11 protein-coding genes are annotated in these 12,010 nt (G+C 58.6%); 9 read left to right on the forward strand and 2 right to left on the reverse strand.

Annotation, left to right across the window (positions count from 1 at the left end):
* Positions 1–39: 39 nt before the first annotated feature.
* Both C7459_RS04095 and C7459_RS04100 read left to right on the forward strand, forming a co-directional pair.
* Positions 40–660, forward strand: a complete 621-nt coding sequence (locus C7459_RS04095) for an NUDIX hydrolase (RefSeq protein WP_109686628.1) — start codon at positions 40–42, stop codon at positions 658–660.
* Positions 661–802: 142 nt separating this feature from the next.
* Positions 803–1,207, forward strand: a complete 405-nt coding sequence (locus tag C7459_RS04100; protein ID WP_109686630.1) for a sporulation protein — start codon at positions 803–805, stop codon at positions 1,205–1,207.
* A 55-nt stretch (positions 1,208–1,262) separates the two neighbouring features.
* On the opposite strand, the gene C7459_RS04105 is transcribed toward C7459_RS04100, so the two are convergent.
* Positions 1,263–2,315, reverse strand: coding sequence for a CobW family GTP-binding protein (locus tag C7459_RS04105; RefSeq protein ID WP_170119250.1), 1,053 nt, complete (start codon positions 2,313–2,315; stop codon positions 1,263–1,265).
* A 384-nt stretch (positions 2,316–2,699) separates the two neighbouring features.
* Between C7459_RS04105 and cotE the strand changes: the two genes are divergently transcribed.
* From cotE to C7459_RS04135, 6 genes are all read left to right on the forward strand, one after another.
* Complete coding sequence (gene cotE, locus C7459_RS04110) at positions 2,700–3,233, forward strand: outer spore coat protein CotE (RefSeq protein WP_109686634.1); 534 nt, start codon at positions 2,700–2,702, stop codon at positions 3,231–3,233.
* A 94-nt stretch (positions 3,234–3,327) separates the two neighbouring features.
* On the forward strand, positions 3,328–4,746 hold the full coding sequence (locus C7459_RS04115) for a YheC/YheD family endospore coat-associated protein (RefSeq protein WP_109686636.1): 1,419 nt from the start codon (positions 3,328–3,330) through the stop codon (positions 4,744–4,746).
* Between the two features lie 30 nt (positions 4,747–4,776).
* Positions 4,777–6,165 (forward strand): YheC/YheD family endospore coat-associated protein, encoded by a 1,389-nt coding sequence (locus tag C7459_RS04120; RefSeq protein ID WP_109686638.1) that lies wholly within the window; start codon positions 4,777–4,779, stop codon positions 6,163–6,165.
* A gap of 21 nt (positions 6,166–6,186) precedes the next feature.
* On the forward strand, positions 6,187–7,713 hold the full coding sequence (locus tag C7459_RS04125) for a putative amidoligase domain-containing protein (protein ID WP_170119251.1): 1,527 nt from the start codon (positions 6,187–6,189) through the stop codon (positions 7,711–7,713).
* 29 nt (positions 7,714–7,742) lie between these two features.
* Positions 7,743–9,116 (forward strand): YheC/YheD family endospore coat-associated protein, encoded by a 1,374-nt coding sequence (locus C7459_RS04130; protein WP_109686641.1) that lies wholly within the window; start codon positions 7,743–7,745, stop codon positions 9,114–9,116.
* Complete coding sequence (locus tag C7459_RS04135) at positions 9,113–10,444, forward strand: YheC/YheD family endospore coat-associated protein (RefSeq protein ID WP_109686643.1); 1,332 nt, start codon at positions 9,113–9,115, stop codon at positions 10,442–10,444. The genes C7459_RS04130 and C7459_RS04135 overlap by 4 nt, the downstream gene beginning before the upstream one ends.
* Positions 10,445–10,485: 41 nt before the next feature.
* Here the strand turns inward: C7459_RS04135 and C7459_RS04140 are convergent, their stop codons facing one another.
* Entirely contained in the window at positions 10,486–10,899 is a 414-nt protein-coding gene (locus C7459_RS04140) for a PilZ domain-containing protein (RefSeq protein ID WP_109686644.1), read from the reverse strand.
* A gap of 155 nt (positions 10,900–11,054) precedes the next feature.
* On the opposite strand from C7459_RS04140, the gene C7459_RS04145 reads away from it, so the two are divergent.
* Positions 11,055–11,963: a PhzF family phenazine biosynthesis protein gene (locus tag C7459_RS04145; protein ID WP_170119252.1), complete on the forward strand. Its 909-nt coding sequence runs from the start codon at positions 11,055–11,057 to the stop codon at positions 11,961–11,963.
* Positions 11,964–12,010: the final 47 nt, after the last annotated feature.

Below are 12,010 nucleotides of genomic sequence, written 5' to 3' on the forward strand. Positions count from 1 at the left end.
AGAATGACAGAAATTTGCAAACTCAGGAGTGTAGCCGAGATGGAACCGAAATGGCTGGCGTGGGCGCAACAGTTGCAGGCGATTGCCCAGACGGGCCTCACCTACGTGAAGGATGTGTATGACCGTGAACGTTACGAAGAGATCTCCCGCTTGAGCTGTGAGATCCTCGAATCCTATACGAGCGAGCCGATGGAGCGCATCGAGCAGTTGTTCACGCTTGACAGCGGGTACGCGACACCCAAAGTCGATGTGCGAGCCGCTGTATTTCGCGAAGGCAAGATCTTGATGGCGCGGGAAAAAGCGGACGGTCTGTGGACCGTGCCGGGCGGCTGGGCGGATGTCGGCGTCTCGCCGAGCGAGTCGGTCGTGCTGGAAGTGTTGCAGGAGACGGGGTATGAAGTGAAACCGGTGCGGGTGATCTGCGTATTAGATAACAAGAAACAAAAACAACCCCCGCACCCCAACCACATCTACCGCTTGTTCTTTCTGTGCGAGCTCGTCGGAGGCGAGGGGTTGCAGGAGACGCTGGAAACGGCTGGTGTGGGCTGGTTCAACGTGGACGAGCTGCCGGAGCTGTCGACCGATCGGATTCTGGAGTCACAAGTGCGGTTGATGTTTGCTCACCACGAAGATCCCTCGCGAGCGGTTGATTTCGACTAAGTGTCGAGCCGCGTGCGTTTAGCTGTTCCTTTAATGATTCTAAAAGTAAATTCTAACTAACGCATCCTTGAATCGCGTTACGGCGGGTAGTATAATCAAATTGATTAAATTTGATGGTGTCATATCGAAAGGGGCTTTTCTCATGTCTTTGCTAGGTCGCGCACTTGCTAGTTTTGGTGTCGGTTCCGCGAAAGTAAACACCCACCTCGAATACAGCCAATACCGCGTCGGTGACGAAGTCCGTGGTGTTGTACACATCCAAGGCGGCAACCTCGAACAGGAAGTCGACGAAATCTACCTCTATCTGCTGACCACCCATACCGGTCACCAAGATGGCGAAGAAAAAGAAATCACCCGCATCCGTCTCACCGAATCGTTCACCGTCGCTCCGAACGAGACGAAGGAGATCGGCTTCGCATTCCTGCTCCCGGAAAACACCCCGGTCACCGGCGACGGTCGCATCGTTTGGGTACATACCGGTCTGGACATCGACAACGCGCTCGACCCGAGCGATGATGATCGGATTACGATTCTGCCGGCAGTCTAATACTCATGATCCAGAAAAAGCCTTGGTTCGCATCTGCGACCAAGGCTTTTTTTGTTTACTCCTCGCAGGCGGTAAGCTGTTGCACCAACTGCTCCTCATCCAAATTCTCACCGATCACCACCGCAAATGCCTTCACACCCTCGACTTCCGGCCATTCCGTGACCAGCGGGGTCGGGGGAGCGTACTGAAATTCGTGGAGCTGGCCGTTCTCCGCATCGAGGTAGAAGCCTTTGGCGCGCAGCACGCCCTCGGGGAGCGAGTACAAGAACTGGTACATCCGTTCTGCAACCACCGGGCGGGTGAATTCATAGTGGATCGTTTGCAGACTTCCGAAACTCGTCTTGGTGCGCGTGGTCGGCACCACTTTTGCCACCTGCTCCACGGGTTCGCCTGCAGTGCGTTCGGCGACACGGCGCATGAGGCCCTTGGGCCGAGGGGGCGTTTTTTCCGCAACGTCCGTAGTGTCGGCAACGTCCGAGAGACTGCGCGGCAGATACTGGGTTCGCACGTCCAACAACTGCTGAACATCCACCGCACCGTGGGTCACCGTCAGGAGCTGCGCCTTGGCGTTCAACTCCCGCACGACACTCTCGACGGCGAACTTGCGCCCGAAATCGGCAACGTCTGTTTTCGAGAGCAAGATAACATCTGCATACCGCACTTGATCGAACATCGTGCGCTGCATCTGCGTCTGTGTGAACTCTGGCGGTACGGCCAGCGGGAATCTCGTCGCTCCGACCAGCGTGAAGACACCGCCAAGTTCCACCACACCTTGCAAGTCTGGCTCTAGCAAGGCATCCACGATGTCAACTGGATTCGCAACACCTGTCGCTTCGAGGAAGATCACATCCGGTCGAGCCAATTCGATCAACTGCAACATCGTCGTCGCCAAACTGCCGCGCACGGTGCAGCAGACACAGCCTTCGACCATGTCTACGATCGGGACTTGTGCGCCTTGCAGAGCGAGCGAATCCACGCTCTCCATGCCAAATTCATTCATCAAAACGGCCGGACGTCGCCCGTCCTGTTTCACGTAGGTCAACAAGTTCTTCAATAATGTCGTCTTGCCCGCTCCGAGGAAGCCGGTCAATATATAGACGGGGATCATGCCACCCACTCCTTTCCGAAAAACACATCCTTCACATGATACCATACCGATCATCACCAGTACTTTCAAACCCTTCCACACCATACATATAATACTGCCTGCACGCAGGCCCTCGACCAAAATGGGCGGGCGAACATCCAGAGTGGGCGTCACGATACGAGGGCAGGCGCATAGGATATAGGGACAGATGACCCCATAACCTTTTTACAAACAGACAGGGTCGTGCAGACGTCGGAGCCTACAAGATCATATTCGCACACAAGGCGAATGTCCCGCATAGTTATGGTACTACTTGCGGCATCGGCCCACTTTTCACGACGTCGCAACGTGACAGAATCACCCGATAGGCCTGCACGTTCTGTTAACCTAAGAGGAGGTAGCGAGATGAGCACAGAGAAAGACTATCGCGCCCGGGAGATTATCACCAACGCGGTCTGTGGCAAAGGCAGCAAGTACTCCCAGACCACGTTCACGATCTTTCCGGCCAACCGTCCTACCACCATCGGTGGCTGCTGGGTGATGAACCATTCCTATGAGGCTCAGTTGGTGGGAGACGCGGTCGAAGTATCTGGTAACTTTGACATCAACGTTTGGTATTCTTACGATGGCAACAGCGAGACGGCAATCGCCAAAGACACCGTTTCCTACAGCGAGAGCATCCCGCTGCGCGACCTCGACCCGCATTGCACCCGCGACGGGCTGCGCGTGACCGTGAAAGCGGTCCAGCAACCGAACTGCCTCGATGCGAACGTCGTCGACAACGGCAGTGAAATCTTGGTCCGCGTAGAGAAAGAACTGACCGTTGAAATCATCGGCCAAACCAAAGTTTGGGTGCTGACCGTCGAAGCCCCGAATTTCAAAGATGTAGAAGATGACGGCGAAGACGACGTCTACGAAGACGACGAGTTCGAAGACTAATCAGGCGACGCCTCGTGCGTCGTCTTATTTTTTTTGCCCGAACGTGGGACAGCCCGGTCACATACAGTAAAAGGGGAAAGGAGGTGCTCACCCCATGGCCGACATTGCGCTCGGCACCACCCGCATCGCGTCGTGGCCGGGTACTCACGAACACATTCTCAGCCTCCCAGGGAATTGGCATGAACATCTCACCCTGCACGCACGCGACCAGATCACCGTTCGAGTTGGCAACCGACAGACGAAGGCACAGGCGGTTTTTACAGACGAGGGGGAGGTGCAGGCGACAGATCGTCTTCGCTTGGCGTTGCATCTGCCACTCGGTGCGATCTCGGTCAAGGTCGTGGACGGTGTCCTGAACTTCGGCCCGTTTGTCGGCCTCTATTGTGCGCCAACGCAAACGCCCGGCAAACCGTATGGCGGTCTGACTTCGCTGGTTCGCGATATGTTGCTGCTCGCCCAACAGGAGGGCGTGGCGCTGTACGTGTTTACCCCCGGTGATGCGCGATGGAAGGAAGGCTGGGTCAACGCCTCGATCTACAACCCGACCACCCAGACGTGGCAAAAAGCCAAGCGCCCGCTGCCCGACCTCGTCATCCCCAAAATCCTCGGCACCCCCGCCATCTGGCGCGAGGAAGTCCGCCACGACCAGTCGCAATTTCGCCGCTTGGTGCCCTTTGGAACCTTCAACAACGCCACCGGCAACAAGTGGACGGTGCATCAACAATTGTACGCGGAGGCCGCGCTCCGGCGCTGGCTCCCGGAAACCCAACTGATCTCCCGCCCGCAGGACGTCGACGGGCTGCTCGAACGCCACAACTCCGTCTACATCAAGCCAGCCCTCGGCACCCAAGGGATGTCAATCTACAAACTCGACCTCGAAAAAAAACGCGAGCCCGCGCCCGCGAAGTCCGCTCCGAAAACGTCAGCGCCACACCTGCTCGTCCAACATCGTTCCGCCTCCCAATCCCTCCACCGCCGCTTCCGGCTCGGCAGCCCAACGTTTCACAGCTTTGTTCAAAAAAAATTCCTCGCCCGCCGCAAGTTTCTCGTCCAACAGACGCTGCAGCTGCTCACGTTGCGCGGGGGTCGTCCCGTCGATTTCCGCTGGTTGGTGCAAAAGGACGGCTCCAACAGCTGGTGCATCACCGCCCGCATCGCCCGCGTCGGGGCCGCGAACGGGCTGACCACCAACCTGCACACCGGCGGGGAGGCGGTGCTGGCCGAGACGCTTTTGCAAAAAAACGGCTGGCGCGATCCAGCATCGCGCCGCCGTCTGCTCACAGAGATCGACGATGCTGCCCTCGCGATCTGTCGCACGCTGGAAGAAAACGCCGGACGGATCGGCGAACTCGGGCTCGATTTTGGCATCACCCAACAGGGGGCGGTCTATCTGATCGAAGTCAATCCGCGCCCTGGGCGGCAGATGCTCCTCGACACGTCACCGGAAGCCCGTCGATTGTCACTTCTGCGCAACCTTGAATATGCTAGGAGCACAACAGGGTATCAACCCTGAAAGTGACAAGCACAGGAGGAGGCACGGGAGATGGCGAACCCCGCCCGCATTCGCATCGATACCGTTACCTCGCTGCCCGATGGGTTGATGTTCTTGCCGCGCAGTCTGATGAAGAGTCTACAACTCAGCATGGGGTCGTACCGGGTCGCGTATGGCGGGAGGGAGACGCAGGTGCACGTGCGCGAACTGACGGGGAAAGTAGACCACGGTTATGCGCAGATCGCGGAAAGCGTGCGCCGTGAGCTGCTTTTGCCCGAAGGGGTCCGCGTCGAACTGCTGTCCAAAGGTACCCTCCTGCGCCTCGGCTACGTATTGGGCGTGCTCGCCAACGTGAAGGCAGAGGGCGAGACCGTGCTCGGACAGCAAGCGCTGGTGTTTAAACATCTCTTGACAGCAGCAGAGGAACAAGGAATGACCGGCTATGTATTTTCCCCGCTCGATATCGACTGGAAGGAACGCTTCGTCACCGGCTACAGCTATGACACCCGCAAACGCGTGTGGCGTCGGCGCCGCATGCCGCTGCCCGATGCGATCTATGACCAGGTCATCTCCCGAACGTACCACAACCGCGCCGACGTCGCCGAACAGCGTGAACGGCTGTTTGCCCACGTGCGTCCCCGCGCGTTCAACCCGGACTACTTTGACAAATCCCTCGTACACAATTGGCTGGCGGGCAGTCCCCGCACGAAAAGCCTCGTGCCTGATGCGATCACGTTCAAATCGATCACGCAGGCCAGCCAATTTCTCTATCGCTACCCAGATGTGTACATGAAACCGATTCACGGCAGCCTCGGCATCGGCATCATGCGCTTGCGACGCAAGCCAGACGGCCAAGTTTACTACCAGATGAAGAAAGCAACAGGTAGCTTGACCCAAGGCACCGCAGGCTCGATCTCGGAGTTTTTGAAAAAATTCGCCAAACGCCTGCGAACGGGACCGTACCTGATCCAAGAGACACTCCACCTGAAGACGTGGCAAGGTCGACCGTTCGACATCCGCTTGCTCTTGCAAAAAGGCAGTACGGGCAAGTGGAACCGCACCAAGACATTTTGTCGCATCGCGCAGGATGGCGATATCACCAGCAACCTCTCCACAGGCGGAGATGCGATCGCAGTCAGGGCCTTGCTCAAAGAGATCTTGCCCAGCGTGAAAGCGGTCAATCGCGTGATGCGCGACCTGATCCAGATCGCCGAGGACGTTCCCGCCGTGCTTGAAGCCACGGTGGAAGGCTCGATCGGGGAGCTGGGGCTTGATCTAGGGCTGGACGAAAACGGCAAGATCTGGGTCATCGAAATCAACGCCAAGCCGTGGAAGAAACCAAACATCGAAGAGGGCGAATGGCGCGAGTTGTCGTTGCTCGCGTTTCAACGCCCTGTGCAATACGCAAAATTTTTGTGCCAAACGACCCGCGATCACTAATCGCAGAAAGGAGACATGGCTATGGGGTACCTGCTGTTGCATTCGGGTCAACCGTCCGCCAAGCGTTTGCTGAGACGCGTGGTAGAGTGCACCGGCGTGGAAGGCCTGGACCCGGTGGCCAGTCAAGATGTTGTCATTCGCTTTGGGAACACCAACGGGGACGATAGCCGGGCTGCCTGGACATTGAATCCCCGCCAAGCGATTCTAAATACAACGCAGCGCAAAAACATGCTGCGGATCTTGAAGCAAAACGGTGTCTACACCCCCTCCATCACCGTGGAGAGCGGGGCCGAATTTCCAAGCGAAGTCGTCTTGGACAATGGCAACCGCGTCAAAGTGATCCGGCACTACCGGGTGCCGATTTTTGATCTGCAGCCCTTGGCCGTTTTTCGCGCCGATAGCAAGGACGTCTGGTTGCAAGCTAGAGTGAACCGGAACCAAACCGATCGCTTCCGTGAAGTGGCGTTCGATGAGGATGTTTATGCAACCCGCGCTGTTCGATTGGCGATGCGGTCATTGCACGCGCTGGGCCTCGACTTCGGCGTTGTCACGCTTGGCATCACCGCCCGCGACCGCACGATCTGCTTGAACGTCAACCCGGCCCCGATCTTGCACGGACGGATGGTGGAACTGTTCGAGGAAGCCGTAAACGCGTTCATCACACGCGATCGCGCAGAAACGAGCTCGTGGGAACGCAACGAGCGTTATGACGGAGAGTTCAAGATGGGCACCGACCTCGAATTCATGTTGCGCTCTGCGCAAGGGCGGATGGTGTTGGCCTCGAAGTACTTGCCCCGCGCAGGGCGCGTCGGCTGTGACGACCGCAGTCTGGAACTGGACGGTGAGCGCTTCCCCTTGGCGGAAGTGCGGCCCGACCCGGCCACCACGCCGGAGGAACTGGTCGCAAACATCCGTGAAACGCTGACTGAAGCACAAGGGTTGATTCGATCGCGCAACGTCCAGTGGCTGGCCGGAAGCATGCCGTTCAAAAACTTCCCGCTCGGCGGGCATATCCACTTTTCCGACCTGACGTACTCGTCGCGGTTGGTCAAAGTGTTCGACACCTACTTGGGGCTGCCGATCATGATGCTGGAAGCGAACACCACAGCCACGAAACGGCGCCCCAAGTACGGGTTCCTCGGCGATGTGCGGTTCAAATCCCACGGGGGGTTCGAATACCGCACGCCAGGCTCTTGGTTGGTGTCGCCGGAGATCGCGCTGGCGGTCAGCGCACTGGCTTATGTGGTCGCTGTCCATCATCGCGACCTCACCGAGAGTTTGTTCATCTCGCCCGCCAAGCAGCGCCAGTTCTACCTCGCTGACAAGCACGAGTTGAATGCAGACTTCCAACGCATCTGGTCGCAGATCGAGGCGACGACGACGTACCGACGCTACCAAGGGGCGTTGCGCATCTTCCCAGAGATGGTCGCCCAAGGGATCTCGTGGGACGAGGCGGTGGACATCCGTCGCTCCTGGGGACTGCCGATCGAAAAGGCAGCGGCGTCGCGTCCGAACATCTCCACGTCGAAACGGAAAAAACGCACCTAAACTTATCTTACGAAAAGGGGGCGGGTCCCATGAACCAACCCAGTACATCCCTCGTTCTGTCCGTCCCCCGCAGACGGTTAGAGGATTGGGGCGTGCAGAGCGGTCAAGTGGTCGACCTGCACGTCGGCGCTCTGCGTGGTCAGGCGGTCATCAGAACGCTGGCTCAGAGCGGGGACGGAGAGCGGGCGAAACTGCGCTATGCAGGTGGACTGCTCGACTGGGGAAGTCAGAGCCTGTCTGGGAACCTGATGTACGCGGCCGATGCAGGCGTGCGGATCGGTCCCATGCTGGGGATCATGACCCTCGGGGTCAAGGACGATGCCCAACGGCCGATTGGCGGCCGCACCAAATTGCTCGGCGACTTCGTGCGAGCGGCCCGTGAACAGAACGTGCTCTGCTACCTCTTTAACGCATCTGATGTCGATTGGGGTCGAGGTCTTGTCAAAGGCGTGACCTTGGTCCAGGCCGGCAAAGGCACGACGATCTGGAAGATGCAGACGTTCCCGCTGCCAGATGTCGTCTACAACCGCATCCCGCACCGCAACGGCGAAGTTACCGACAACGTCGTTCGCGCCAAAAAAGAATTCCGCACGCGCGGCATCCCGCTGTTCAACGAGCGGTTTGTCAACAAGCGCGAGATGTATAGCTACATGCTCAAGCAAGACAGCACCAAAGCGTTGATCCCGCAGACGGATCGCATGCGCTCCGTGGACAGCTTGGAGCGCTTTTGCCGCACCCATCCTTACGTCTACTTGAAGCCGATCGGTGGGAGCCTCGGCATGGGCATCCTCTCTGTCAAACGCAGCGCCGATCAATTTGTGACGCGTTATCGCAAGCAAGGCCGGCACCAGACCGCGAAATTCCGCGAGGCGCGGTCGCTCTATTCGTTCGTCAGGCGCTACAACCCCAACCGCGTCTACATGATGCAAGCGGGCATCCAACTCAAGCAACATCATGGCAGCCCGACCGACTTCCGCGTACACATGCACAAAAACGGTGCCGGCCAGTGGCAAGTCGCCGGCATCGGGGCCAAAATCGCGGGCAAAGGTGCCGTGACCACGCATGTCCACAACGGTGGACATGTGCTCTCTGGGGAACAGGTGTTGCGCGATTGGTATGGGGAACAAGCCGATTCGGTGCGCGAACAGATCCACGAAGCGTCGATCCGCGTGGCGGAGACGATGGAGGGCATGCTCCAAGGCCCGGTCGGAGAGTGGGGGCTTGATGTCGGCCTTGACGACAGCCGCCGAATCTGGGTGTTCGAAGCGAACGCCAAGCCGGGTCGGGCGATTTTTGACCATCCAGATCTGCAGGCGGCGGGACGGCGCTCGGCGCGGTATGTGGTGGAGTATGCCTCCTACCTCGCGAACTTCCCGCTGACCCAAGGAGGGAAGGAGGGATGATCCGGCGACGGAACCTCATCTACCTCGGTGTGCGCGAGTCTGGGAACTGGTATCTCTCGATCTCCGACGAGGCACGAAGACAGGTGCAACTGCCGAGCCATCGACATCTGCGCGTGCGCACGCACCCGCATGCCGATCCGATCATCCTGCCTGTCGTGTCGAACCCGCGCCATGCAACCACAGAGCGCGACGTGCTGATCCCGGTCGGCGTGCAGAAAAACAAACAAGGCATCCTGCTCGGGCCGATCATCGGCATCCTCACCGTCCGTCGTATAGGTACGAACACCTTTCGCGGCAATCGTGACAATTTCCGCGACATCTGCGAGATGGGCCGGCGGCTCGGGTTGACGGTGGTCGTGTTCACACCGGAGGGCGTGAACGGGAGCCACCGCATCGTCGGCTATCTCGATAAAAAATACAGCAGCGGCAAGCGCGTCTGGAAACGAGTGACCCTCCCGTTCCCATCGGTCGTCTACAACCGCATCCCGGATCGGGAAGCAGAAGCCAAGCCTGCGATTGAATCTCTGAAAAAGCAGTTCGCAGAGCTCGGCATCCCGATGTTCAACCACAATTTTTTTAACAAACTTCAGCTCCATGAGTGGATGCAGAAATCGCCCAGCACGAAGGGCTATCTGCCAAAGACAGAGCCGCTCACCGACACCCGGCAGATTCTGCGCTGGATGGAGCAGCACGATCTCCTCTATGTGAAGCCGGTTGATGGCAAAGCGGGCGACGGCATCCTACAGGTGCGGCGGGAGGGCAAAGGCTGGCTGCTCGTCGCGCAACAGTATGGCAATCGCACGCGAATGCGCTTTGCGACCCGCGGGGAAACGGCACAAGCGGTTTGGAAGCGTGTGAAGGGCAGGCCGTATCTGCTCCAGCAAGGCATCGAGTTGGCCTCGTTCAACGGACGATTGTTCGACCTGCGGATGCTCGTGCAGAAAAACCGCTACGGTCGCTGGAAGGTGACCGGCATTGGGGCGCGGGTTGCGGATGTGGATGGCATCACCACGCACGTGCCCAACGGCGGTGAGATCGCCAGCGCCAGCCCGGCGTTGCGCGGGGCGTTTGGCACCACTCGCGGCGCTTCGATCTTGAAACGGGCGCAGGAGGCGGCGCTGTTGCTCGCACAGACGCTGGAGCGCAGTGTGCGCAGCGAGGGCGGATTGCTTGGCGAACTGTCGCTGGATGTGGGCGTGGATCGCGAGGGGAACCTGTGGTTTTTCGAAGCCAACGCCAAACCGATGAAGTTCGACGAGCCGCGCATCCGGGCGAGGTCGCTGATGCGGTTGCTGCAGTACTGTGAGTATCTGGCGAGCACGCAATAAAAAAAGCCCTTGGGCGTCCTGTGTGACGGCCAAGGGCTTTTCTATGCAAGCGGGTTGCGAGTCGTCCGTTCGCGAATGCGGCGGATGATCTGGAAGCGATTCAGCATGTTGATGAGGCGTTGCTGATCGTTGTGTTCGGTGAACAAGAATTGTACGCCATAGTAATAGGTGTCGCCGTTGGCGGTGCGCTTCCATACGATGCGCCCCAGCAGGTTCAACACTTCGGTATCGAATTCGATCATAAATTGCCAAGCCAACATCTCGCTGTCTGGCAGGTCGCGTCTTGAAATGAAACTCAAGCCGCCTCCTGAGAGGTTCTCGATGAAGCCATCCAGCAGTTCTCCGGTCCGAAACGTTTTGTTCCCGAGCGTGCGCAACCGGAATCGACAGGGTGTTCGAACGTCGACTCGGTGGTATTGCCGCCCGTTAAACTGTTCGTTGTTCTGTGGTAGCATGTCTGTTCAAGTGCCCCTCTTTCGTCGATTCACTACAGGTATCATACTGTAAGAGCTAAGCTCCCGTCTATTCTATGCGGGCAAGAAGGGAAGTTTTCCTTAGACGCAGAACTAAAGTACATACAGGATTGCGCAGGGAAGAGAGGATGAGCTCGATGAGAGAGGTTCGAATCTACCAGATGGACGCGTTTACCCACATCCCGTTCGGAGGCAATCCGGCGGGCGTAGTTCCGGAGGCTGACGGGCTGACGGCAGAGGAGATGCAAAAAATCGCACGCGAGATGAACTGCTCGGAGACGGCGTTTGTGATGAAGTCTGACAAGCCTGGCGCGGACTTGCGCGTGCGCTTTTTCACCCCGACAGAGGAGATCGACCTCTGTGGGCATGCGACGATCTCCACGTTCGTGGTGCTGGGGATGGAGGAGCGGTTTGGCAGCAAACTGCCGCAGACGGTGGTGCAGGAAACCAATGTCGGGCTGCTTCCGGTGACGATCTCTCGCGATGGGGAAGGTCGCATCCAAGCGTTCATGACGCAGGCCTCCCCCGCGTTTAAACCTTGTGAGGTCAGCCGGGCAGACGCGGCGAACTTGCTGGGCTTGCAGGAGCAAGACATCGACCCGAACCTGCCGATCGGGCTCGCCTATACAGGGCTGTGGGATCTGTTCGTGCCGATCAATGGGCTGGAGCCGTTTGCGCGCATGCAGCCAGATCTCGCCGGCATCAGTGCTTTGAACAAGACGATGGGCGTCGCGAGCACGCACTGCTACTCGCTCTCGACGGCGACACCGCAAGCACATCTGCACACCCGCGACTTCTCGCCAGCTGTCGGCATCCCGGAAGACCCGGCAACCGGTACGGCGAACGGGGCGTTAGGCGCGTTTTTGCTCCATCACGGGGTGTTTGTGCCCGAGCGGGAGAACGTGCGTCTGCTCGTGGAGCAAGGCTTTGAAATCGACCGTCCGAGCTATCTCCACGTCGTGGTCGACGGCGAGCCGCGCAGCCCGCGCACAGTGCGTGTCGGCGGGACGGCGGTGGCGGTTTTGCAAGGGGTTATGCGATTTTAACGATCTTGTGATACTCTAGTACATGAGAATCTTTTTTCAACACGCGG

It is taken from the genome of Tumebacillus permanentifrigoris (genome assembly GCF_003148565.1).
GTDB classification, from domain to species: Bacteria; Bacillota; Bacilli; order Tumebacillales; family Tumebacillaceae; genus Tumebacillus; species Tumebacillus permanentifrigoris.

Coding starts and splice junctions, on each gene's coding strand:
- C7459_RS04095 (WP_109686628.1), top strand. CDS start 40: ATGGAACCGAAATGGCTGGCGTGGGCGCAACAGTTGCAGGCGATTGCC.
- C7459_RS04100 (WP_109686630.1), top strand. CDS start 803: ATGTCTTTGCTAGGTCGCGCACTTGCTAGTTTTGGTGTCGGTTCCGCG.
- C7459_RS04105 (WP_170119250.1), bottom strand. CDS start 2,315: ATGATCCCCGTCTATATATTGACCGGCTTCCTCGGAGCGGGCAAGACG.
- cotE (WP_109686634.1), top strand. CDS start 2,700: ATGAGCACAGAGAAAGACTATCGCGCCCGGGAGATTATCACCAACGCG.
- C7459_RS04115 (WP_109686636.1), top strand. CDS start 3,328: ATGGCCGACATTGCGCTCGGCACCACCCGCATCGCGTCGTGGCCGGGT.
- C7459_RS04120 (WP_109686638.1), top strand. CDS start 4,777: ATGGCGAACCCCGCCCGCATTCGCATCGATACCGTTACCTCGCTGCCC.
- C7459_RS04125 (WP_170119251.1), top strand. CDS start 6,187: ATGGGGTACCTGCTGTTGCATTCGGGTCAACCGTCCGCCAAGCGTTTG.
- C7459_RS04130 (WP_109686641.1), top strand. CDS start 7,743: ATGAACCAACCCAGTACATCCCTCGTTCTGTCCGTCCCCCGCAGACGG.
- C7459_RS04135 (WP_109686643.1), top strand. CDS start 9,113: ATGATCCGGCGACGGAACCTCATCTACCTCGGTGTGCGCGAGTCTGGG.
- C7459_RS04140 (WP_109686644.1), bottom strand. CDS start 10,899: ATGCTACCACAGAACAACGAACAGTTTAACGGGCGGCAATACCACCGA.
- C7459_RS04145 (WP_170119252.1), top strand. CDS start 11,055: ATGAGAGAGGTTCGAATCTACCAGATGGACGCGTTTACCCACATCCCG.